The sequence below is a fragment of the Agaricicola taiwanensis genome, assembly GCF_014635245.1.
Taxonomy (GTDB): domain Bacteria; phylum Pseudomonadota; class Alphaproteobacteria; order Rhizobiales; family Methylopilaceae; genus Agaricicola; species Agaricicola taiwanensis.
In genome coordinates, this window is sequence record NZ_BMCP01000005.1 from 98,692 (window position 1) to 119,618 (window position 20,927).

Sequence of the window (20,927 nt, forward strand, 5' to 3'; positions counted from 1 at the left end):
CCCGGCGTTCAGCCCTTCACCAGCGCGAGAGCAGGTCGCGCCCTCAGAACCTCATAGTGAGACCAGCCGTGCCGGTGACGGCGTAGCTGCCGCCGAAGTTGGCGAGGCTGGTATTGACCGTCGCCTGACCGCGGAGAGCATATCGGCCGTTGTTCCAATTGTAGGTGCCGCCAAGACCAAGGCCGCCCCAAAGGTTTTCCTGTGTGCTGATGAGACGGACGCCGGCAAGATCGCTCCTGGCCTCGGGGAAGAGGTCACGGTGGAGATTGACAATGCCATAGGCATGGATGCGGCTGATCCGGCCGGCCTCATCGGTCCAGGCGTTCTGGTAGTCGGCGGAAATGCCGAGGCGGATCTCGAGATCGTCACCGTCGGTCAGGGACACCGCTGCGCCGAAGGTGTCGGTGAAGTCATCGTAGTCGACAACCGAGTAGATCAGCTGGGCCTGGGGGGTGACCAGCCAATTTGGCCCCAGCGCGATCTGTTGACCCGCTTCGACGCCCAGAGCATAGCCGAAGCCGCCATTGCCCGAGACAAGTCGGGTTGCAACGATGGAAGAGGCAAGATCGCTGTCGTACCAGGTCAGATTGGTCTGGCCATCCAGATAGAAGCCCCCGGAACCATACCAGGTGAGCGATCCACCCACGCCGTGACCGGTGCTGCTGATCGAACCGTTCCCGAAGATCGAGCTGACATCGCCGGAAATGGTGCCATAGTGCGCGGAAAGACCACCGATCAGGTCGCCGGCTTCTCCGGAATAGACCTGCGTGTCCGCGCCAAACTGCAATCGCCAGGTTTTCACCTGGTAGTCAGCGCGGGTGGTGGAGGATTTTGGATCAACGCTCAGATGGCTGGCGATGATCCGGCCCCAGATGCCTCTGCTGGCCTCGGCATGGTCGGGCAGCGTGCTTGGATCAACCACACCATTGGTCCAGGACCGATTGCCGACGCGCTGCTGCAGAGTATCAAGGCCGTTCAAACCCTGCAGCGCGGCAGCATATGCCTCATAAACGGGTGCGCCCGGCTGGTAGAGTGGGCCGGACGGCATCCCAGAATCAAGCAGGGCCGAACGGAGATACCAGTCGCCGTCAGCAGGCGTGCTTACGCCGCCCTTGTAGAGGCGGTAGGCATAAGCCCCACCAACCACGGCAGGGTCACCCTCAAAGGTGTAGCTGCCCAGCAGCGTGAAGTCTCCGCCGGAGAGGCCTCCAACGTCGATGATCTTGATGCCTTCGTTCGTCTGCGCGCCGGCACCACCAACATTGATCACCCGGACATTGGTGCTGCCGGATGTATCGCCGGTCACGATCAACAGGTCCGTGGCCGCATTGTCGTCGCCCAAAACCGTCTCGATCTCCAGCGTGCCGCCGTTGCCCAGATAATTGCCGGCCACGGTGAGCGTGCCGATCGAATTGCCGGGCGCAATCGTGCCGCCGGCGAAGTTGGTTGTTCCGCCAACCTGGCCGGTACCTTGAAGTCGTCCTCCTACGACCTCCATCGTGCCGCCGAGCAGGTCATCGACCGACAGGACGCCGTCATGCACCTGGGAGACACCGGCGAGGGCGGAATTGTCGGCCGTGAGCGTTGTCGTTCCCGTGCCGATCTGGTGGATGCCGCCCGTTCCGGTGACCGTGCCGCCGAACGTCACCGCATCGGAACGATTGAAGGCCAGAACGCCGTCGTTGATCACGTCGCCAAGGATCCAGCCGGACGTTCCGCCATCGCCGAGCTGCAACGTGCCGGCGGTGATCGTGGTGCCGCCGGCATAGGTGTTGTCAGCCGTCAGAAACAGGGTGCCTGCGCCGGTCTTTTCCAGCGCGCCCGGGCCGCTGAGAGAGCTGCGGGCACCAACCGTGAAGCCATTGGAATCGATGATGCCGAGAGACTGAATGACCAGATCTCCATCGTCGAACCGGCTGATGAAGTTGTCATTGTGAGCCATTGCGCGGAGAATCCCGCCATCGAACTCTACCGATCCATCACCCGATCCACCTTGCAGGCTCCCAACGAAGAGAACACCTTCCGCGCCAGCCGTGCCGTCGAGATGAAGCGCGCCTGTCGCACCGGCGGCGCTGCCTACAACCAGGGAGTTGGCGGCAACAAGGCCGCCGTCCGCAATCGTGAGGAAACCATCGCCCAATCCGCCGTAGTTGAATTCGGTGCCCAGCTGCAGGGCATAGTCGGTGACACGAAGCTCCGAGCCCGCGCCGGTCACGAGCGCCGTCCCAAGACCGCCATTTCCGATGGCGCCACCGTCCGCGATCATCAAGCCGCCATCTTCGATCGTCAGCGTCGCATCCATCGCATCGGTGCCGCCGACACCAAAAAAGATGCCGGCATCCCAGATCGAGCCTGAACCTGTTACCGTGGCCTCCAGGCTTGTGGCGAGGCTGCCGTTCTGTCCCTCGCCGATCATGCTGCGGTGTGTCGTGATCCGGCCAGCGTCCTCGACCCTTACCACTACATCGCCGGCACCGCGCCCCATGACGAGGTCGACGAGGGAGGCGTCGTCTACGGTGAAGCTGGAACCGGGCCCCGTGACCAGGAGTTCGCCCGAGCCGAAGAAAAACGATCTGTTTGTCGCGAATGACCCGCCATTCTCGATGGTGAGCGTGCCACCCTCAAGGTATGGCTCCAGCGCGGTCAGGGAGGATCCCGCTCCCGTCACGGTCACCGTTGCGCCAGGTCCTGCGGTAAAGGAATAGGGCTCGGCGGCGCCGCCGGAGATGACCACGGCACCGCCTGCCATCTCGGCATAGGTTGAGTCATCCGGTACCGCGCCGGTGTCCCAGTTGCCAGGCTCGAACCAGTCATCGTCCACAGCGCCGGTCCATTGGGCCGTCTGCGCCAATGCCGTGCTTGCCGTGCTGGCCATCAGGCAACCGAGCAAAGCCGCCTGCCAATTTGGCAAAGCGGAAAAGGTCGGTGAACACATTAAGACACGCTCGAGACCTGCCCTCTTAAAGTCTTCATTCCTCTTCATCCCAGTCCCTGGCTCTACTTCAACTTTAATGCCCAGCTTATATCATCGCATTTCGTGTGAGATGTATTTGTTATGAATATTATAAAAATCTCGGCATTTGTGACTTTGACGATTTGATTAAGTTGAAAATCGACAGATGCCGGCCCATGTCGCCCCATTTAGATTTTGCTTTTTTGTTGGTTAACAGAGATCTAACGCTTCTTTCTTCGACGAGCATGCCGTCGGCGGGTTGGTCTCCAAGTAAGGACAGGGCGCCGCCTGGCCTCGATGCTCAGCCCCTGTTGAATGCGCGGATGTGGTCCACCAGCGCCCGCAGCTTCAGCGGCTGGCGGTGGCGGCGGGGATAGTAGAGATAGAAACCCTGGAAGGGCGGCCCGAAGTCCTGAAGCAGTGGCACCAGTTCGCCCCGGTCGATCAGGGGCTGGAAGGTCTCCACCATGCCGAAGGTGACGCCCGCACCGGCCCTCGCCATGCGGATCATCATGCCCATGTCGTTGGTGGTGAAGGCGGGCGCCACCGCCACGTCGAAGTCGCGGCCGGCTTCCGTGAACTCCCAGCGATAGGGCGCGGTGTCGGGCCGCGGCCGCCAGCCGATGCAGATGTGGTCCATGAGCTCACGCGGATGGCTCGGCGCGCCGTGGCGGGCGATGTAGCCCGGCGCGGCGAAGGCGCATTGCCGCTGCTCGGCCGAGACGGCCACCGCGATCATGTCCTGCTCGATCACTTCGCCCAGGCGCACGCCGGCGTCGAAGCCCGCCTCCACGATGTCGAACTCCTCGTCGGTGATGGTGATGTCGAGCTTCACCTGCGGGTGAGCGGCCATGAAGCCCGCCAGCAGCGGCCCGGAAATGAAGCGTTCGGCGATGGAGGAGACCGCGATCCGCAGCAGGCCGCTGGGACGCGCCTCAACCTCGCGCACGGCCTGGACCGCCTCGCGCAGGCCCTCCGCCGCGGGGCGGACCTGCGCATAAAAGAGCGCGCCCGCCTCGGTGAGGCGCACGCTGCGGGTGGTGCGCTGGACGAGCGCCACGCCCAGCCGGTCCTCCAGCCGCTGCAGGGCCTGGCTGACGGCCGAGCGCGTCACGCCCAGGCGTTCGGCCGCGACGCGGAAGCTCAAGGCCTCCGCCACAGCCAGGAACACAGAGATGCCCTCGAAATCATCCGCCATTGGTAAGATATGCTAAACAGATCATATCAGATCGGCAACTTAATCTGCCCAATGACTCTGCCTATCTTCGCTCCACCAACCGAGCACGGAGATGGATCATGAGCGTTCAACTCGTCAGCCACGCGGCCTGGGCCTCGGCCCTGCTGCTTGCCGGCTTCGCCCCAGCGGCGGGAGCCGGAGAGATGACGGACAGCGGACGAATGCCGCACCCTTACGTCGGGATGTGGGTCACCGACGACGGCCACATCAGGCATGAGCTTCTGCCCAACGGCCGCTACGACGAGGCACGCGGCAGCCGCGAAAGCGCCTACCGGGGCCGCTACGAGGTGACCGGCACCCACATCGACTACTGGGACGACACCGGCTTCACCGCCGACGGCACCTTCGTCGACGACAACACCCTGCACCATGGCGGCATGATCTTCCGCCGCCGCTGAAATCTGAACCGAAGGAGACGACAAATGTCAGGCATCGAAGGAAAAGTCATCGCCATTACCGGCGCCAGCAGCGGCATCGGTGAGGCCACCGCCCGGGTTCTCGCCGAGGCAGGCGGGAAGATCGTCATCGGCGCGCGCCGCACCGAGCGGCTGGAGAAGCTGGCGGACGAGATCGCCACGCGCGGCGGCGCGGTGCGGCTGCGCCGGCTCGACGTCACCGACCGCGCCGATGTGGAGGCTTTCGCCGGTTTTGCCCGCGCGGAGTTCGGCCGGCTCGACGTCATCATCAACAACGCCGGCGTCATGCCGCTGTCACCCATGGCGGCGCTGAAGGTGGACGAATGGGACCGCATGGTCGACGTCAACATCAAGGGCGTGCTCTACGGCATCGCCGCCGCGCTCCCCCTCATGAAGGCGCAGGGCAGCGGCCACATCGTCAACGTGGCCTCCATCGGCGCCCATCAGGTGTCGCCCACGGCGGCGGTCTACTGCGCCACCAAATTCGCCGTGCGCGCCATCTCCGACGGCCTGCGCCAGGAGGAAGACCGCCTGCGCGTCACCGTCATCTCGCCGGGCGTGACGACCTCGGAGCTGGCCGAGACCATCACCGACGAAAGCGCCCGCGACGCCATGCGCACCTACCGCGCCATCGCCATCAGCCCGGAGGCGGTGGCCCATGCCATCCTCTATGCGCTGAGCCAGCCGGAGGAGGTTGATGTCAGCGAGATCATCGTGCGGCCGACGGCAAGCGGGATTTAGTGGGGGAGTGTCTAGTTATGAGGTTAGGGGTTGTGACCTAACGTCGGCTGATCTTGGCTTTTGGCCGGAGGAGACTGGCCGCTATCGCGGCGTGGGCGGTCATTGCAAATCTGCTCTTATAGTCTGGCTTCATCACTCATCGTCGACTTGTTTTCTTGTGGGCCTCGAACGAACAGCTTTAAGGTTTCACCAGCTTGTTGCTGGGGCGAATAATCTTCTCCGTTTGAAACAAACCCAAACTGAATCAGCACGTCCCGCATGACGTCGTTCGAAGTTCGGGTGGTGGCGAACATTGCAGCATCCTTCACAGCAGAAAACAGTTCCTTGAGGAGACGAGTCATCTGTCCCTTTTTCCGGTGCGGTTCGTCGAGAAAAATCCAGCTCAACTCGTATGAATAGTCTGCCGGAGTAAGATCGCTCTTCGCATTGCAAAATACCTCCGCGCGGCAATTTGCCGTAGGCTTCTTGATTGCCGCTGTTCCCACAACGACGTCGTCATAAGTTATGAACCCCAGACGATAGGATCGCGCAACTCTTGCCCGAAGGTCATCTGCAATCTCACCGCCGGCGGCGACGACCTTGGCGGCGAACTGGTCCAACTCAACATCAGTGCACTTCTTGGCACTTTTTACTAAGATGGCATACTTCTTCCGATCCTCGTGATCACGGACATAATCCGCCGCAATCTGCAGCAACTGTTTGGCGTCTTCATCGGTGATATCCGCGGGCGAAGAATCCGATTTTGTGGTCAGATCCTTCCCCCTCATCACATGCTTCAGTAAATCCTCATCGTCTCTTATTTGCTTGATAATACTGTTAACGTATTTCAGCCGCTCGCGCTCTCGGATGGGGTCTTCCCTCTTGTCTTGACGGAAGATCGTCCGCAGCCTGGCATTGACGTCGCTCGTCTCGTTGGACAATCGGGCCACCATCGCTCGAATAGTGTCCAAGGTGCTCTCCGTGTCTCCCAGTTGATAGTCGGCCCAGCCGAGTTGGTCAGACATGTTCTGAATGCTCCTGTCGAGCGATGCCTCAAGGGTGCCTAGTTCCTCGGTGATGCGTTCTGCCGCGACCTCGAACCGAGCGGCAAAGGAACTCGCTTCTGTCTCAAGAAATAGTTTCAGAAGCTCTCCCGGATGAAGTGGACGATTCCTCGCACCATCACGGCGGCAGTACACCCCTTTCGACGTGCAGTGTGGTTTTGTCGGACTGGACGGCACCTCGATTCGCAGGATCGGCTTGTCACTAAGGTTCTCAATGAAGATATCGATCGATACCGGGGGAATGCATCCGACAGCTTTGTTCAACACCTGCAGAATCGTGGCATCGCTGACATCGCATCCGCGGATGACGCCAATCTGAGCACTATCGACCGTTTGCTCATCGATGCCCGCGAGAATGTTCCCGCCCCCGTCGGAATTTGCGAAAGCCACTAGGTCATCAGCGCTTATGCCGTCTGGAAGGCGTTTGAAGTCCGCCCGTTCGTTTTCGCCTTCCGCCAGAAATGTCCGCGTAATCTGACTTATCGTTTTGATTTTCTTTTTCAGGCCCATATCGCCATCCTAGACTATTCTGACAGCCGAGAGGGTATGAGCCCTCCAGTTATTCCAATGCACAACACCCTCACTATGACGGTGCAACCAATCTCCCGCTATTGTGGAGTGAGTTTAAACTCCACGGCAATCGACTTCTATATTCAAATCCTAGTCGCGAAATCCGTAATTTCTCTTATTACCAATTACGGCGCCTCGGCGCGACCGAGAGGTCGCTGCGATCAGATTTCAGTGGGCACATGGAAGTGTGGGCTTTCAGGAGTGATGAGGCCTTTCGCTATGGGGGGCTTTGGGGCGCATTACGGTCATTCGCGGATAGCGGGTCACCGATCGGTCCACAGCAGGGTCTCTGGTAATACGCGCACTCCTATGTCTCAATATACCTTTCCTTCGCGCGCTGAAGCCGTGAAGCAGAGGCACGGCATTTCACCAAGGGTCTTATATGGCTGAATGACGATCCTGCCTTCCGGGTTCTGCTCCCAAGCATCTAAGCCGTTACGAGCCCAGCTTGCGAACAGATCATCGTCGAAAGGGTAGCTTCGTCTATGATGCCGATGTCCGCGCCACCTCCGACTGCAGGTGCCGATTTCGGCTGGGAGAGATTCCGGACGACTGCGATTGCCCGTATGCACTACATGGAAGCCCGTGAGAAAGGACAAGACGTCAGGATATGCCCAGTTCATAAGATTAAATGCGAAAATTTAAATCATAAATCGCTTCTATTCTTTTGCCTTGCGTCGCCGGATCGGGGATCCTAACGTGCTCTTATGACTGCCTGCTTCGATGATGGAGAGGTGCAATGGCGATATCGCTGGATGCCGCGTCCAACCTGATGCGGGAAGCCGCGCGGAAACCGTAAGGCGACACTCCTTGTGGTATCTGTTGCAAGGATGCCTGATGATTTTAGCGGGATTGTTTTCGCTGATCTTTCCCGCCTTCTCATCATTCGCACTGCTGCGGTTCCTCGGCTGGCTTCTGATCGCGACCGGCATCGTTCAGGGATTGGGCCTGATCGGGGCGAGGGCCGTGCCGCAGTTCTGGCTGCAGCTCATCTCGGTCGTTCTTTTCGTGCTCGTCGGAACGCTCATTCTCAACAATGCCGGCGCCGGGCTTCTCACGATTACATTGCTGCTCATCGTTTTCTTCATGATCGAAGGAATATCGAAGGTCATCTTCGCGCTGACGATCCGGCCCTTGCCCCATTGGGGGCTGGTGCTCCTCAGCGGCATCATCGTCATCCTCCTGGCCCTGACGCTGTGGGCGAATATGCCGTTGACGGCCGTGTGGCTTCCGGGGGTCCTGTTCGGCGTCGGCCTGATCAGCGAAGGGGCCGCACTGGCCTATCTGGCATGGCGGGTGCGCAGCGCTGACGACATACCCATCGAAAGCCAGGTGTGAGCCGGCGTCGCCCTGTATCGGCCTTCAAAACCTGAGGATCAGGCCGCCAATCCCGACAAGCAGCCAGCCGGCGATCATCGCCATGCCGCCGAGCGGAGCCGACATCGGGAAGAGCCCGTTGCCGATGAACTGCCGGCTGGCGAGATCGAGGCAGAAGAGCAGCGCGCCCAAGGCAATCACCAGCCCTCCAATGCGCAGAACCGTTCCCGGACCTGCATAGAGGCCGAGGGCGAGCAGCGCCGGCGCCTGCGTCAGCGCGATGAGCGCGAGCGAGGCAAAGCGCGGGCCGTCCGTGGCGTGGCTGGAAGCGGCAGCGGCGGCGACGCCGGCAGCGCCGAGAAGGCCAGCCAGAACGATCATAAGGGGCGGGAACCAGACGAGCATGCGTCGAACTTTAGGGCAGGCCGCCTCAGGAAGCCAATGCCTGCAGGTCTGAATCCCCCCGGCTGTCAGCCGCGCCGGGCGGCCTCGATGGCGGCGACGTCGATCTTCGTCATGTCCATCATGGCGGTGAAGGCGCGTTTTGCTTCCTCGCCGCCGGCCGCCATGGCCTCGGTCAGGACGCGCGGCGTGATCTGCCAGGAGATGCCCCATCTGTCCTTGCACCAGCCGCAGGCGCTTTCCTTGCCGCCATTGCCGACGATGGCGTTCCAGTAGCGGTCGGTCTCCTCCTGATCGTCGGTGGCGATCTGGAACGAGAAGGCTTCGCTGTGCTTGAACGCAGGTCCACCGTTGAGTCCGAGGCAGGGGATGCCGGCGACGGTGAAATCCACCGTCAGCACGTCGCCCGCCTTGCCGGAGGGATAGTCGGTGGGGGCATGGTGGAGGGCCGTGACCGCGCTGTCGGGGAAGGTTTCGGCATAGAAGCGGGCCGCGGCCTCGGCGTCCTTGTCGAACCACAGGCAGATCGTGTTCTTGGCGATGGCCATTGCTTGTCCTTTCGCTTCTGAAGGTGATCGCGGCCCCTGCGCACGGGAGCCGGCGTGCCGAGCCTACAACAGGGCCGGTGCTGTGAACCAGCCGGGATGTTGACCTTGCGAGATACGGAGGGGGCCGGCGTTGCTTCTGAAATGACGGGCGCGCCAGAAGCTGCGGGGCGTCCTTTCAATGGATCGGGCGCTCTGTTACTCGGCGGCGATCTTGCTGCGGGGGGAGACGGCTTCCGCATCGGCCTCCGCCGCATCGACATGTTTCTCCATGTCATCGGTGTACTGGAGATCGCCGAGCATTTCGTCGTCCGCTTGAGACCCCGCCCTGAGCAGGGCCACGATGAGGCCGGTCAAAGCGAGCCAGACAAATCCGCCAATGAGCACGTAGGTCATCTGCGTCACGATTCTGCCTTATTCTCTCACCGGTTGTATCACAATTCGAGAAGTCCTCCAGCGATCTTTGCCTGTGCAGTGAACTGTGCACAGCGAATTCTTCCACAATCACTTTGCTTTATTGAACGAAAGTGGTAACGGCGCGGTTCCATAGCCGTGGTGGGTTCCGCCGCAGGATTCAACCAGTGGGAGCAACGGGATCATGCGCCGGGCGGCAGCAACGGCACACCGGTCCGTCCTCCGACGCCGGCATGGTTTCGCATTTGATGCCAGCGACAGAACAGTTTGTCATAGATCCAGCCGTCATCGGGGAACCAACCCCACCGTGCAGCGCTTCTTTCGGCACGCTGGAGCTTGGTCATGCGCGTCCTGCCCACCTATGTTCATGGCGTTGTCGATTATCTCGTCGGCATGGTGCTCATCGCACTGCCGCATCTCCTCGGCTTTGCCGATGGCACGGCGGCGCAATATGTGCCCCAGACGCTCGGGGTGGCCGCTGTCGTCTACAGCCTCGGCACGCGCTATGAGCTGGGGCTCATCGGCATCCTCTCCATGCCCTTTCATCTCCTGCTCGATGGGCTGAGCGGCCTGCTGCTGCTTGCCTCGCCCTGGCTGTTCGGCTTTGCCGACAGGATCGTCTGGCCGCATGTGGTGTTCGGCGCCTTTGAGATTCTGGCGAGCCTGGTCACGAAGACGGTGCCCTTCGGCAGATCTCCCGATCTGAGGCGGTGAGGTGGATTGGGACGGCGCGGATTTCGCCCGCCGTCCTCCTCGGCAGCCTCGGTTTACCGGCGCTCTCCTGCTGGCCTGATGGCGAGACGGTGCCTTCGGCACAGCCGCCACGGTGAAGGACTTGGTTGCTCGGTGGGTGAGAGGTATCATTCCGGAGAGACCCGTCACCGATCAGCAGGGAAAACGCATGGCAGGCAAGACTGCGGGCAGCCTATCCACGGCCAAAACGAAAAAGCCGCGGAGCGAGAGCCCCGCGAAGGCCGGCGAGCCCAAACTCCTCTCCGGCGGCAATCCGCAGATCCCGAAGGGCGAGGGGGATGCCCCCGTGCAGGCCTATATCGCGGCCATGCCCGGCTGGAAGAGCGAGATTGGGCATCGCCTCGACAGGCTCATCACCCGCAGCGTTCCCGGTGTGCGCAAGGCGGTGAAATGGAATTCGCCGTTCTATGGCGTGGAAGGGCAGGAGGGCTGGTTCCTCAGCCTTCATTGCTTCGCCAAATACATCAAGCTCGCCTTTTTTCGAGGCACGTCGCTCGATCCCGTGCCGCCCGTCGCGTCCAAGAGCCAGGACACGCGCTATTTCCACATCCATGAGGGCGATGAATTCGACGAAGCGCAACTGGCGGCCTGGGTGAAGCAGGCCAGCCAGCTTCCCGGCGAGCGCATGTGAGCCGCCTCGGGGTGGCGCTTAAATCGAGAACGACGGCAGGTATGAGCATGGGCACGAGCGGAGCGGAAGGACAGGGAGGAGACACTCCCTCCCGGTTGATCGACGCCAGGATCAAGGAGCTGGGAGACTGGCGGGGCGCGACGCTGGCGCAGGTCCGCTCTCTCATCCATGAGGCCGATCCCGATGTGGTCGAGGAGTGGAAGTGGAGAGGCGTTCCGGTGTGGTCGCACGCAGGGATCATCTGCACCGGCGAGACCTACAAGACGGCGGTAAAGCTGACCTTCGCCAAGGGCGCCTCGCTGGACGACCTCTCGGGCCTCTTCAATTCCAGTCTCGATGGCAACGTAAGGCGCGCCATCGACATTCATGAGGGCGAGGCGATCGACGGGAAGGCGCTGAAGGGGCTCATCCGGGCCGCCGTGGCGCTGAACATGGAGGCGGATGCCGCCCGCGCCCGAAAGCGATCGACCAGCGGCAAGGCGGCGTCGAAAAACTGATGCCGTGCCGAGAGGACCCTCTAACCGGAGATCATCGCCATGAGCATCATCACCAAGGAAGGCGGGCACGTCACCCAGATCACCACCGTCGAGACCGCGCCTGAGCATCAGGAGGAGCTTCTCAGGATCCTGACCGAGCGGGCGCGCTTCATGGCGATGCAGGAGGGTTTCGTCTCCATCAGCCTGCACCGCAGCCTCGACGGCAAAAAGATCGTCAATTACGTGCAGTGGACCACGCGGGAGCTCCTGGAACAGGCCCACCACGCCCCGGAATTCAGGGACAGATGGCCGGAGGTGAGTGAACTCAGCGAGGCAGCCGTGCCCTGTCTCTATGAGGTGGTGCATACGGAATCGAAGTGAGCGTCGCCGCTCGCCCCAGCTTTTTCCCCCGCCGAGGTGCTCATGCTGCCGTCCCTCCTCGCTTAGCGGAAAAAGCGGCGAGGGAAATCCATTCCAGGCTCGCGAATTTGCTAGCGCCGCCAGAGCAGGGAGAGCGCCGTGCCGCCGGCGGGCAGATCGGCGAAGGTGTAGCGGTCGAAGACCGACATGAAGGCGGCCACCGCCTCGTTAAGAACCTTGGTCATGCCGCAGCCGGCGGCGATGGAGCAGGAGCCGCAGTCGACCAGTTCGAGCCCTTCCTCCATCTCCTTGATGACGTCGCCCACGCGGATCTCAGCGGGCGGTTTTGCCAGCCGGACGCCGCCGCTTCGCCCGCGTGTGGTCTCCACGAAACCCGCCTTACCCAACCGATGCACCACCTTCATGAGATGGTTGTGCGAGATGCCATAGGCGCCCGCGATCTCGCCGATCGAGCACAGACGCTCCTCGTGCGCGGACAGATAGATCATGACGCGCAGGGCGTAATCGGTGTGGAGCGTCAGGCGCATGGCTCATCCAAAATGTCGCATCTTGAAAACATGTATTCTTGTTGAATGTTTAGCAAGAGTAATTCATGTATCTCATGTACATCATTAGGAGGCCGTCATGGACGGTGTCTTGAGCGAAGAGCAACTGAGGGAGCTGGTGATCAGCTTCTACGGAAGCGTGCGCCGCCACCCGCGGCTGGGGCCGATCTTCGAGGCCCAGGTGCACGATTGGGAGGAGCACATCGACAGGCTCACCCGGTTCTGGTCGTCGCTGATGCTCGGCTCCGGCCGCTACAAGGGCAATCCCTTTGCCGCCCATCAGCCATTGGCACCTCAGCTCGACGAGGCGCTGTTCCAGGAGTGGCTCGGTCTTTGGGCTGAAGCCGCTGACCGCCATTTCCCCCCATCTGTCTCGTCTGCGCTAAAACAGAAGGCACAGAGAATCGCGTCCAGCCTTCAGGCCGGCCTGCTGTTCCGCTGCGATGCCCAGACAGGAGCAGTCCCGCCCGCCCGGGCGGATCATTGAGCGTCACCTACGGGAGCTTCCCAAATGACACGTTCGCATGCGTACTCCGATCCGGCGGCACCCGCCGCCGGAGGGGCTTTCACCTGCCGTCTCCACGGCCGGTGGGGGCTCGCCAGTCTTGCCGCTCTCGCCCCGACCATCTGGGCGACCACGGCGGAGGCCCACGTCAAGTGGTTCGCGCCCTACATCGTCAACGCCTCGCCAGCGCCCATCGGACGTACGCTGGCGGACATCTGGTTCTGGACCGCGATCGTTCTCGTCCTCGCGTTTTTCCTGGCGACACGCGCCGTGGAGAAAAGCCCGACGGGCGAGGCCATCCTCTCTGGTCTCGACAGGGTGACGGAACCGCTCTGGACGCGGCTTGACGATTTTGTGCGTGCGGTGATCGGCGCCTTCTTCGTGGCCGTCTTCGCCGTGGGCGGGGTCTATCTCACGCCCGATCTGCAGACCCCGGCGGAGTGGGTGTCCTGGCTGCAGCTCCTCATCGCCTTCGGCGTGTTCTCCCGGCGCACCATGCCGCTGTCGGCGGCGGGCATCATCCTACTGTGGGTGCTGGCGCTCAGGGACTACGATCTCTTCCACCTGCTCGACTATCTCGCCCTTGGCGTCGCCGTGGCGGCCTATCTCGTGCTCGCCGCCTCCAGCAACGAGGACTGGCGCAAGCACAGGTTCGAGGTGTTGCGGTGGGGTGTTGCCATCGCCCTGATGTGGTCGAGCCTGGAGAAGTTCGCCTATCCCGACTGGTTCTATCCGCTGGTCGAGGAGAAGCCCTTCCTGACCTTCGGCATGCCGCGTGATGTGTTCATTCCCATGGCGGGCGTGGCCGAATTCACCATGGGCTTCGGCCTCCTGTGGACGCCTCTGGTGCGGCGGCTTTCGGCGATCGCGCTGTTCATCATCTTCAACGCCGCGGTCTATCCCTTCGGCCGGATCGACTTGGTCGGCCATGCGCTGATCATGGCCATCATCGTGGCGATCGCTGCCGATCACACCCGGGAGATGCGTGTGCTGCCGGCGCTGCGGCGGGCTTTTGTGGGCGTTCCGGCGGGGCTTGTCGCGGCGCTGGTGCTCTTCTCCTCCGCCTACTGGGGCCTGCATCTGGCCTTCTATGGTGCGAACTCAGGAGGCGAGCAGGCGGCGCTGATGACCACCCATACGCCCAATGCCGAACATCCGCATGCGACCGACGCAGGCGCGAGCGTGGTGCCCAATCCGTCGGCCATGGCAGCCTATGCCAAGACCATGAGCACCATGCACGGCCCGATGATGGAAGGCATGCAGCATCCGGATCCTGATGTCGCCTTCATCAAGGGCATGATCCCGCACCATCAGGGCGCGATCGACATGTCCGAGGTGGTGCTGCAATACGGCCGCGACCCCACGACCCACGCGCTGGCGCGGCACTTCATCGCGGAGCAGAAGGCGGAGATCGCCGAGATGCAGAACTGGCTGAAGAGCCGGGGCATCGCGGTCGACTGAGGCTCGACCAAAAAATTGAGGATGCCGGCTCAACGCCAGCATCCTTTTCTTTGCCGGGCGCTGCCCTTCGGCAGCGGGCCCGTGGCGGCTCAGATGTTGGATCCGCGAATGGCCTCGCAGACGGCGCGGGTGACCTCCTCGGTGGTGGCCCTTCCGCCCACGTCGGGTGTCAGCACGCCGTCCGCCGTCACGGCCTCCACCGCGCGCATCAGCCGGGTCGCGGCGCTCGCCTCACCAAGGTGGTCGAGCATCTGCGCGGCGGTCCAGAAGGTGGCGACGGGATTGGCGATGCCCTTGCCGGTGATGTCGAAGGCCGAACCGTGGATGGGCTCGAACATCGAGGGGTAGCGGCGCTCCGGGTCGATGTTGGCAGTCGGGGCGACGCCGAGGCTGCCGGCGAGAGCTCCGGCAAGGTCTGACAGGATGTCGGCGTGCAGATTGGTGGCGACGATGGTGTCGAGGCTCTGCGGCTTCAGGGTCATGCGCACGGTCATGGCGTCGACCAGCATCTTGTCCCAGGTGACGTCGGGGAATTCCGCCGCCACCTCGGCCGCGATTTCGTCCCACATCACCATGCCGTGGCGCTGGGCGTTGGACTTGGTGACGACGGTCAGGAGCTTGCGCGGGCGCGACTGCGCCAGACGGAAGGCATAGCGCATGATGCGGGTGACGCCGACGCGGGTGAAGATGGCGACCTCGGTGCCCACCTCCTCCGGCAGGCCGCGGTGTGCTCGGCCGCCGTGGCCGGAATATTCGCCCTCCGAATTCTCGCGCACGATGACCCAGTCGAGATCACCGGGGCCGACGCCCGCCAGCGGCGAGGCGATGCCCGGCAGGATGCGGGTCGGCCGTACATTGGCATATTGATCGAAGCCCTGGCAGATGGGCAGGCGCAGGCCCCAGAGGGTGATGTGGTCGGGCACATCGGGCGCGCCGACGGCGCCGAAGAAGATCGCGTCGAAGGGCTTCAGCTGCTGGATTCCGTCCTCCGGCATCATGCGGCCGTGCTTCTTGTAATAGTCGGAGCCCCAGTCGAACTCCTGGACGCTGAGGCTGAAATCGCCCGAGCGCTGCTGCAGGGCCTCCAGGGCCTGGAGCCCGGCGGCGATGACTTCGGGGCCGATGCCGTCGGCGGGAATGGCGGCGATCTTGTGGGTGCGCATGATGCTTTATCCATTGGTCTGGCGCGGGGCGATGAGCGCGCTGCCGCCGCCCCGCGTAAGGCGTGAAGAGGGAGTTATTGTTTGGCCGAACCGGCGAGCAGCTTGCTCCAGCGTTTGATCTCGGACTGGAAGTGTTCGTCCAGGGCAGCAGGGGTGGCCATCTCGGAGGAGACCGGCTCGGTGCCGAGTGCGGCGAAACGCTCGATGACGGTCGGATTCTTGAGCGCCTTTGCCAGCGATTCCGCCAGCTTCTGCCGGATCGGCTCGGGCGTGCCTTTCGGCGCCCAGATGGCGTGCCAGGCCGAGATCTCGAAATCCTTCAATCCGCTTTCAGCCAGAGTGGGCGTGTCGGGCAGGATCGAGATCCGCTCCCGCGTCGTCACGGCATAGGGCTTGATGTCGCCGCCCTTGATCTGGTTGGCGGTGTTGGTGGTCTGGTCGCACATGAGGTCGATCTGGCCGCCAAGAAGGTCGTTCATGGCAGGGCCGGTGCCCTTGTAGGGAACCACATTCATCTTGATGCCAGTGGCGTTCACGAGCAGCTTGCCGCAGAGGTCGGACACGGCACCGACACCGGCGGTGCCAAAGGTCGCGTTGGCGCCTTCGCCCTTCAGCCAGGTGAAGAGCGCCGCCACGTCACTGGGGGCGAGATCCTTGCGGCCCACCAGCGTCATCGGCACCTCGGTGACCAGGCCGACCGAGGCCAGATCCTCGCCGGGGTTGTAGGGCAGTGTGGGGTAGAGCGCACCGAAGGTGGCAACGCCGATGTGGTAGAGCAGCAGCGTGTAGCCATCGGCTTCGGCCTTGGCGACACGCCCGGTGCCGAGCGAGCCTCCCGCGCCGCCCGCGTTCTCGATCAGCACCTGCTGGCCAAGGTCGGCCTGCATGGCGTCCGCCACCAGCCGCGCCACCGTGTCGCTCGGTCCGCCAGCAGCGGCGGGCACCACGATGGTGATGGGGCGCTCGGGATATTTGTCCTGCGCGGCCGATACGGTGGGCAGGGCGATGGCTGCTGTCATCACTGCAGCCGCAAACAATCGCTTCATGTCTTCCTCCTGGGATCATCTCTCTTTGCGGCAGCCTTCTCGGGGGCTGTTGTCTTGCATGGTATCTTGCATGCAAGATGGAATGCAAGTGGACATGGCCTGCGTCTTTTGTCAAAGCTCACATCTGTGAAGGCGAAAGGAATGGCATGAGCAACGGCAGGCAGCCGGCGGCATCGCGCTGGGACGTGACGGAGGGCAGGGTGGCCGGGCGAGCGGAAGCCGGCGCTCCGGAGGGGCGAGCGGAAGCCGCCTACCGCTATCTCAGGGACGCCATTCTCTCCGATGTTCTGCCGGCTGGTTTTCAGGCCGCGGAAAATGAGATCGCGTCAAAGCTCGGGATGAGCCGCACGCCGGTCCATGAGGCCATGGCCCGCCTGCAGGAGGAGGGGCTGGTCCAGATCCTGCCGCGCAAGGGCATTCTGGTGCGCGCCCTCACGCCATCGGACCTTCTGGAGATCTATGATGTGCTGATCGCGCTGGAGGGCGCGGCCGCTGAACTTCTGGCGGAGCAGGGCGACAAGGCGCCCGTCCACGCGGAGCTGCAGGCGGACACCGATGCCATGGCCGCGGCTCTCAAGGCCGGCGATCTCGAAGCCTGGCGCGCCGCAGACGAGCGCTTCCACGATGTGCTGGTCGATGGCTGCGGCAACCGCCGCATCAAACGCATGGCGGCAACGGTCACGGTCCAGTCGCACCGTGCGCGGCGGCTGACGCTGCATCTGCGTCCGACGCCTGCCGCTTCAACTGCGGAGCATCAGGCCATCATCGATGCCATCGGCGCGGGGAATGTCACCGCCGCCGGAGAAGCCGCGCGCGCCCACCGCCGGCACGCGCGCAGCCAGTTGGTCCCCATCCTAAAGCGCATCAACTTCCAGCAGTTCTGAGGAGAGACCGTCCGCTCAGTTTCGGCTGCCGGCCTCGATCAGAGCGGTGAACGCGCGGACCGAGCTGAGGTTCTCAAGGTCCATCAGCATGTCGAAGGCGCGGTCGGCCGTGGCGGCGTCGAGGCTGCGGGCGGCGCAGTCGGTGAACTTGGCGCGTAGCATGCCCGGCGGCAGCGGCGCCTTCGGGCCCATGCCCAGCGGCAGCGGCACCTCCTTGTGGAGGCTTGTTCCATCGGCTCGCGTCACCGTCACCTCTGCACCATAGTCGTTGCTGTCGTCGTCATGCGGCTCGGTCTCGACGAGGCCCACCAGCCGCCGCACCTCTTCGTCTCTCAAGGCACTCTCCTCGAAATGATCCAGCCGCACCGCGCCGTCCTTGAGCGCCCGGGCCATGGCATAGGCCAGCGAAAACTTGGCGCTGAGCGCGCTGTCGGGGCGCTGGAGCACATGGGGCAGCAGCCGTCGGCGGTACATGCGCACCTTGATGCCGGTGATGTCGCCGGCCGCGCCTAGTCCCTCGCCATGGAGCGCGATGGCGGCGTCGATGGCGGCATGGACGCTGTAGACGCAAGGGTATTTCTTGATGGACATGCCGGGATCAAGCAGGTCGAGCGGCTCGCCCCAGCCCTCCATCATCCGCGCGGCGTCATGGGTGCCGGGGCCATTGAAGACCTCCAGGAAGCCCTGGCCATGCTCGAAGGCGACGGGCGAGCCCACGATGCCTTTTTCCGCCATGAGCGCGGCAAAGAGGCCGTTGCGGGCGGCAAGGCCGGCGTGGAGCGGCTTCACCGGCGTGCCGAAGTTGGCCTTGATGCCCGACGCCATGGAGGCGGCGATGGCGAGCGCGTGACCGATCTTCTCCGGGGGCAGATCGAGCAGGCGGGTGGCCGCCGCGGTGGCGCCGAAGATGCCGAGCGTCGCCGTCGGATGCCAGCCCTTCTCGTAGTGATGGAAGTTGACGCCGCGCGCGATGCGCGTCGCTGCCTCCAGCCCCACGATATAGGCCTCCAGCATGCGCGCGCCGGAAAGATCCAGCGCCTCGCTCAGTGCCAGGATGCCGGGCACGATGATGACGCTGGGGTGGCCGGCCATGGATTTCGAGGTATCGTCATAGTCGAGCGCATGGCCTGCCGTGCCATTGGCGAGCGCGGCCTCGAGCCGGTTCACCCGCCTGCGGTGGCCCAGCACCAGGCAAGGGCCGGGCGCCGGCTCCTCGACCGTCAGCACCGCGCGGGTGATCTCGGCATCGGCGCCCAAGAGGGCGCAGCCGATGGTGTCGGCGATGGCATCTTTCGCCCAGCGGAGGGCTTCCGGCGGAAACGAGGGGTAGTGAAGCGCGGCGATACGGCCGGCAAGGTCTGCGGCGACAGGCATGGTTCCTCCCGTTGGCGGCCTTCTGGTGGGCCGATGCTGCGGACAATCTACAATGTGGAGACGAACCGCAAGCCTGCGGATTTATGACAGGACATCGAACAGGCGCAGGATCCAGGTGATCTGATAGATGATGCCGACGCTGACGAAGATGGCCTGGAAGGTCTTGCCCGGCATGAAGATGGCGATGACCGCGCAGAGTGCGAAGGCGGCCTGGCGGATGGGATATTCGATGCCGAGCGCCTCGAAATGCGCGATGCCTTTGATGCGCGTGTCGATGACATCGAAGATGAACATGAGGCCGAGCAGGCCATAGAACCAGCGACGGCGGGACTGGAAGTAATCCTCAAAGCCCTTGTATTCGTCCATGCGATCAGGAAACAGCAGCGCCGCCAGCATGACGAAGATCATCGCGTAGAGGATCAGGAACAGATAGATCTCGAAGGTCCAGTGGCGCAGTCCGGACAGGCCGAATTCAAACCACCAAAAATGGACGATCGCCAGCAGCAGGAACAGCACCCAGCCGAGATGGATGAGGTAGATGCGTTCCCGTTTGGGATGCTGCAGGAAACGCGTCAGCCCGGTGACGAGCCGCGCCAGGCTAAGACCCAGCACCATGCCGATGATGATGCGGACATGGACGAAGACATCCGAATGCGGGAGCGGATTTTCCATCTCGAAAGCTCATGCCAGATTCGCGCTGCGGCGGGTGGGCAGACACACCTTCGCTCGTGTCGGTTGTCGAAAGATCAACAGACAGGCCCCGGCGCTGTTTGAAGGAACATAATCCACCTCAGGAACTGCACGCGTGAGCCTCGCGTTGCGCTGGATGTGGTTTCTAGCTGGGCGGGAAAAGCGCGCCAGCGGATGAGAGGGAGGCAGGAGCATGCGGGCGCTGGTCTGGCACGGCAAGGAAGACATTCGCTGCGATACGGTCTCCGACCCGGAGATCGAAGATCCGCGCGATGCCATCATCAAGGTGACGAGCTGCGCCATCTGCGGCTCCGACCTGCATCTCTTTCACAACATCATCCCCGCCATGCTGCCCGGCGACATCATGGGCCATGAGACCATGGGCGAGGTGGTGGAGGTCGGCAGCGGCGTCAACGGCAAGCTGAAGAAGGGCGACCGCATCGTGGTGCCCTTCACCATCTGGTGCGGCGACTGCGACCAGTGCAAGCGCGGCAACTATTCGGTCTGCGAGCGCTCCAACCGCAAGAAGGAACTGGCCGACACGGCCTTCGGTCATTCCACCGGCGGCCTCTTCGGCTACACCCATCTCACCGGCGGCTATCCCGGCGGCCAGGCGGAATATCTGCGCGTGCCCTTCGCCGACACCACGCACATCAAGGTGCCGGACAGCCTGACCGACGAGCAGGTGCTGTTCCTCAGCGACATCTTCCCCACCGGCTGGCAAGCCGCCGTGCAATGCGACATCCAGCCGACGGACACGGTCGCCATCTGGGGCTGCGGCCCGGTGGGACAGATGGCGATCCGCAGTGCCGTCCTTCTCGGTGCGAAACAGGTGGTGGCCATCGACTGTCTGCCCGAGCGGCTTTCCATGGCCGAGGCGGGCGGCGCCATCACCCTCAACTTCAAGGAAGACAGCATCATCGAGCGGTTGAACGAACTGACCGATGGCAAAGGGCCTGAGAAGTGCATTGACTGTGTCGGCACCGAAAGCCACGTCTCCTTCGCCCAGCCGGATACGCTCTACGACCGCGCCAAGCAGATGATGATGATGGAGAACGACCGACCGCATGTGCTGCGCGAGATGATCTATGTCTGCCGTCCGGCAGGGGTCCTGTCCATCCCCGGCGTCTACACCGGCCTCATCGACAAGCTGCCCATGGGCCTTGCCATGAACAAGGGGCTGACCTTCCGCATGGGCCAGACCCATGTGAACCGCTGGACCGAGGATCTCCTGCGCCGCATCGAGGAAGGCCAGATCGATCCCTCCTTCGTCATCACGCACACCGTCGGCCTCGAGGATGGGCCCGAGATGTACAAGGTGTTCCGCGACAAGCAGGACAGCTGCATCAAGGTCGTCCTGAAACCATGAGCCCGGAAAGG

Annotated in this window: 22 protein-coding genes; 11 read left to right on the forward strand and 11 right to left on the reverse strand. The window is 63.0% G+C overall.

Annotation, left to right across the window (positions count from 1 at the left end):
- Positions 1–43: 43 nt before the first annotated feature.
- A complete protein-coding gene (locus IEV58_RS15815) occupies positions 44–2,875 on the reverse strand; it encodes an autotransporter family protein (RefSeq protein ID WP_188410789.1) in 2,832 nt (943 codons plus the stop codon).
- Positions 2,876–3,254: 379 nt separating this feature from the next.
- Positions 3,255–4,151: a LysR family transcriptional regulator gene (locus IEV58_RS15820; protein ID WP_188410790.1), complete on the reverse strand. Its 897-nt coding sequence runs from the start codon at positions 4,149–4,151 to the stop codon at positions 3,255–3,257.
- A 98-nt stretch (positions 4,152–4,249) separates the two neighbouring features.
- Between IEV58_RS15820 and IEV58_RS15825 the strand changes: the two genes are divergently transcribed.
- Together IEV58_RS15825 and IEV58_RS15830 are read left to right on the forward strand one after the other, a co-directional pair.
- Entirely contained in the window at positions 4,250–4,588 is a 339-nt protein-coding gene (locus IEV58_RS15825; protein WP_188410791.1) for an Atu4866 domain-containing protein, read from the forward strand.
- 24 nt (positions 4,589–4,612) lie between these two features.
- On the forward strand, positions 4,613–5,347 hold the full coding sequence (locus tag IEV58_RS15830) for an SDR family oxidoreductase (RefSeq protein ID WP_188410792.1): 735 nt from the start codon (positions 4,613–4,615) through the stop codon (positions 5,345–5,347).
- Positions 5,348–5,463: 116 nt separating this feature from the next.
- On the opposite strand, the gene IEV58_RS15835 is transcribed toward IEV58_RS15830, so the two are convergent.
- A complete protein-coding gene (locus tag IEV58_RS15835; RefSeq protein ID WP_188410793.1) occupies positions 5,464–6,900 on the reverse strand; it encodes a GNAT family N-acetyltransferase in 1,437 nt (478 codons plus the stop codon).
- A gap of 897 nt (positions 6,901–7,797) precedes the next feature.
- Between IEV58_RS15835 and IEV58_RS15840 the strand changes: the two genes are divergently transcribed.
- A complete protein-coding gene (locus tag IEV58_RS15840; protein WP_229729519.1) occupies positions 7,798–8,298 on the forward strand; it encodes an HdeD family acid-resistance protein in 501 nt (166 codons plus the stop codon).
- A gap of 24 nt (positions 8,299–8,322) precedes the next feature.
- Here the strand turns inward: IEV58_RS15840 and IEV58_RS15845 are convergent, their stop codons facing one another.
- The 3 genes from IEV58_RS15845 to IEV58_RS15855 all read right to left on the reverse strand — a co-directional run bounded on the left by IEV58_RS15845 (position 8,323) and on the right by IEV58_RS15855 (position 9,629).
- Complete coding sequence (locus IEV58_RS15845; RefSeq protein WP_188410794.1) at positions 8,323–8,682, reverse strand: DUF423 domain-containing protein; 360 nt, start codon at positions 8,680–8,682, stop codon at positions 8,323–8,325.
- Between the two features lie 65 nt (positions 8,683–8,747).
- Positions 8,748–9,227, reverse strand: a complete 480-nt coding sequence (locus IEV58_RS15850) for a VOC family protein (protein WP_188410795.1) — start codon at positions 9,225–9,227, stop codon at positions 8,748–8,750.
- A gap of 195 nt (positions 9,228–9,422) precedes the next feature.
- Positions 9,423–9,629 (reverse strand): hypothetical protein, encoded by a 207-nt coding sequence (locus tag IEV58_RS15855; RefSeq protein WP_188410796.1) that lies wholly within the window; start codon positions 9,627–9,629, stop codon positions 9,423–9,425.
- Between the two features lie 351 nt (positions 9,630–9,980).
- On the opposite strand from IEV58_RS15855, the gene IEV58_RS15860 reads away from it, so the two are divergent.
- From IEV58_RS15860 to IEV58_RS15875, 4 genes are all read left to right on the forward strand, one after another.
- On the forward strand, positions 9,981–10,352 hold the full coding sequence (locus IEV58_RS15860; RefSeq protein ID WP_188410797.1) for an SPW repeat domain-containing protein: 372 nt from the start codon (positions 9,981–9,983) through the stop codon (positions 10,350–10,352).
- 187 nt (positions 10,353–10,539) lie between these two features.
- Positions 10,540–11,022, forward strand: coding sequence for a DUF1801 domain-containing protein (locus IEV58_RS15865; RefSeq protein WP_188410798.1), 483 nt, complete (start codon positions 10,540–10,542; stop codon positions 11,020–11,022).
- 41 nt (positions 11,023–11,063) lie between these two features.
- Positions 11,064–11,519, forward strand: a complete 456-nt coding sequence (locus tag IEV58_RS15870) for a DUF1801 domain-containing protein (protein WP_188410799.1) — start codon at positions 11,064–11,066, stop codon at positions 11,517–11,519.
- 39 nt (positions 11,520–11,558) lie between these two features.
- Positions 11,559–11,879 (forward strand): antibiotic biosynthesis monooxygenase family protein, encoded by a 321-nt coding sequence (locus IEV58_RS15875; protein ID WP_188410800.1) that lies wholly within the window; start codon positions 11,559–11,561, stop codon positions 11,877–11,879.
- A 110-nt stretch (positions 11,880–11,989) separates the two neighbouring features.
- On the opposite strand, the gene IEV58_RS15880 is transcribed toward IEV58_RS15875, so the two are convergent.
- Positions 11,990–12,406 carry an RrF2 family transcriptional regulator gene (locus tag IEV58_RS15880; RefSeq protein ID WP_188410801.1) on the reverse strand — a complete coding sequence of 139 codons (417 nt, stop codon included), beginning with the start codon at positions 12,404–12,406 and terminating at the stop codon, positions 11,990–11,992.
- A 97-nt stretch (positions 12,407–12,503) separates the two neighbouring features.
- On the opposite strand from IEV58_RS15880, the gene IEV58_RS15885 reads away from it, so the two are divergent.
- Both IEV58_RS15885 and copM read left to right on the forward strand, forming a co-directional pair.
- Entirely contained in the window at positions 12,504–12,911 is a 408-nt protein-coding gene (locus tag IEV58_RS15885) for a group III truncated hemoglobin (protein ID WP_188410802.1), read from the forward strand.
- 24 nt (positions 12,912–12,935) lie between these two features.
- Positions 12,936–14,390, forward strand: coding sequence for a CopM family metallochaperone (copM, locus tag IEV58_RS15890; protein WP_188410803.1), 1,455 nt, complete (start codon positions 12,936–12,938; stop codon positions 14,388–14,390).
- A gap of 89 nt (positions 14,391–14,479) precedes the next feature.
- Here copM and IEV58_RS15895 read toward each other — a convergent pair whose 3' ends face one another.
- Complete coding sequence (locus IEV58_RS15895; protein WP_188410804.1) at positions 14,480–15,553, reverse strand: tartrate dehydrogenase; 1,074 nt, start codon at positions 15,551–15,553, stop codon at positions 14,480–14,482.
- Positions 15,554–15,627: 74 nt separating this feature from the next.
- Entirely contained in the window at positions 15,628–16,599 is a 972-nt protein-coding gene (locus IEV58_RS15900) for a tripartite tricarboxylate transporter substrate-binding protein (RefSeq protein ID WP_188410805.1), read from the reverse strand.
- Between the two features lie 146 nt (positions 16,600–16,745).
- Between IEV58_RS15900 and IEV58_RS15905 the strand changes: the two genes are divergently transcribed.
- A complete protein-coding gene (locus IEV58_RS15905) occupies positions 16,746–17,483 on the forward strand; it encodes a GntR family transcriptional regulator (protein WP_188410806.1) in 738 nt (245 codons plus the stop codon).
- Positions 17,484–17,498: 15 nt separating this feature from the next.
- Here the strand turns inward: IEV58_RS15905 and IEV58_RS15910 are convergent, their stop codons facing one another.
- Both IEV58_RS15910 and IEV58_RS15915 read right to left on the reverse strand, forming a co-directional pair.
- The gene (locus IEV58_RS15910; protein ID WP_188410807.1) at positions 17,499–18,857 is read right to left on the reverse strand and encodes an MmgE/PrpD family protein; all 1,359 of its coding nucleotides are present in this window, start codon (positions 18,855–18,857) and stop codon (positions 17,499–17,501) included.
- Between the two features lie 81 nt (positions 18,858–18,938).
- Positions 18,939–19,529 (reverse strand): hypothetical protein, encoded by a 591-nt coding sequence (locus tag IEV58_RS15915; RefSeq protein ID WP_188410808.1) that lies wholly within the window; start codon positions 19,527–19,529, stop codon positions 18,939–18,941.
- Between the two features lie 211 nt (positions 19,530–19,740).
- Here IEV58_RS15915 and IEV58_RS15920 point away from each other — a divergent pair, with 211 nt between their 5' ends.
- Entirely contained in the window at positions 19,741–20,916 is a 1,176-nt protein-coding gene (locus IEV58_RS15920; RefSeq protein WP_188410809.1) for a zinc-dependent alcohol dehydrogenase, read from the forward strand.
- Positions 20,917–20,927: the final 11 nt, after the last annotated feature.

Bases quoted from the DNA above. Each gene is read 5' to 3' on its own strand.
- IEV58_RS15815 (WP_188410789.1), bottom strand. From the start codon at position 2,875: ATGGCCAGCACGGCAAGCACGGCATTGGCGCAGACGGCCCAATGGACC.
- IEV58_RS15820 (WP_188410790.1), bottom strand. From the start codon at position 4,151: ATGGCGGATGATTTCGAGGGCATCTCTGTGTTCCTGGCTGTGGCGGAG.
- IEV58_RS15825 (WP_188410791.1), top strand. From the start codon at position 4,250: ATGAGCGTTCAACTCGTCAGCCACGCGGCCTGGGCCTCGGCCCTGCTG.
- IEV58_RS15830 (WP_188410792.1), top strand. From the start codon at position 4,613: ATGTCAGGCATCGAAGGAAAAGTCATCGCCATTACCGGCGCCAGCAGC.
- IEV58_RS15835 (WP_188410793.1), bottom strand. From the start codon at position 6,900: ATGGGCCTGAAAAAGAAAATCAAAACGATAAGTCAGATTACGCGGACA.
- IEV58_RS15840 (WP_229729519.1), top strand. From the start codon at position 7,798: ATGATTTTAGCGGGATTGTTTTCGCTGATCTTTCCCGCCTTCTCATCA.
- IEV58_RS15845 (WP_188410794.1), bottom strand. From the start codon at position 8,682: ATGCTCGTCTGGTTCCCGCCCCTTATGATCGTTCTGGCTGGCCTTCTC.
- IEV58_RS15850 (WP_188410795.1), bottom strand. From the start codon at position 9,227: ATGGCCATCGCCAAGAACACGATCTGCCTGTGGTTCGACAAGGACGCC.
- IEV58_RS15860 (WP_188410797.1), top strand. From the start codon at position 9,981: ATGCGCGTCCTGCCCACCTATGTTCATGGCGTTGTCGATTATCTCGTC.
- IEV58_RS15865 (WP_188410798.1), top strand. From the start codon at position 10,540: ATGGCAGGCAAGACTGCGGGCAGCCTATCCACGGCCAAAACGAAAAAG.
- IEV58_RS15870 (WP_188410799.1), top strand. From the start codon at position 11,064: ATGAGCATGGGCACGAGCGGAGCGGAAGGACAGGGAGGAGACACTCCC.
- IEV58_RS15875 (WP_188410800.1), top strand. From the start codon at position 11,559: ATGAGCATCATCACCAAGGAAGGCGGGCACGTCACCCAGATCACCACC.
- IEV58_RS15880 (WP_188410801.1), bottom strand. From the start codon at position 12,406: ATGCGCCTGACGCTCCACACCGATTACGCCCTGCGCGTCATGATCTAT.
- IEV58_RS15885 (WP_188410802.1), top strand. From the start codon at position 12,504: ATGGACGGTGTCTTGAGCGAAGAGCAACTGAGGGAGCTGGTGATCAGC.
- copM (WP_188410803.1), top strand. From the start codon at position 12,936: ATGACACGTTCGCATGCGTACTCCGATCCGGCGGCACCCGCCGCCGGA.
- IEV58_RS15895 (WP_188410804.1), bottom strand. From the start codon at position 15,553: ATGCGCACCCACAAGATCGCCGCCATTCCCGCCGACGGCATCGGCCCC.
- IEV58_RS15900 (WP_188410805.1), bottom strand. From the start codon at position 16,599: ATGAAGCGATTGTTTGCGGCTGCAGTGATGACAGCAGCCATCGCCCTG.
- IEV58_RS15905 (WP_188410806.1), top strand. From the start codon at position 16,746: ATGAGCAACGGCAGGCAGCCGGCGGCATCGCGCTGGGACGTGACGGAG.
- IEV58_RS15910 (WP_188410807.1), bottom strand. From the start codon at position 18,857: ATGCCTGTCGCCGCAGACCTTGCCGGCCGTATCGCCGCGCTTCACTAC.
- IEV58_RS15915 (WP_188410808.1), bottom strand. From the start codon at position 19,529: ATGGAAAATCCGCTCCCGCATTCGGATGTCTTCGTCCATGTCCGCATC.
- IEV58_RS15920 (WP_188410809.1), top strand. From the start codon at position 19,741: ATGCGGGCGCTGGTCTGGCACGGCAAGGAAGACATTCGCTGCGATACG.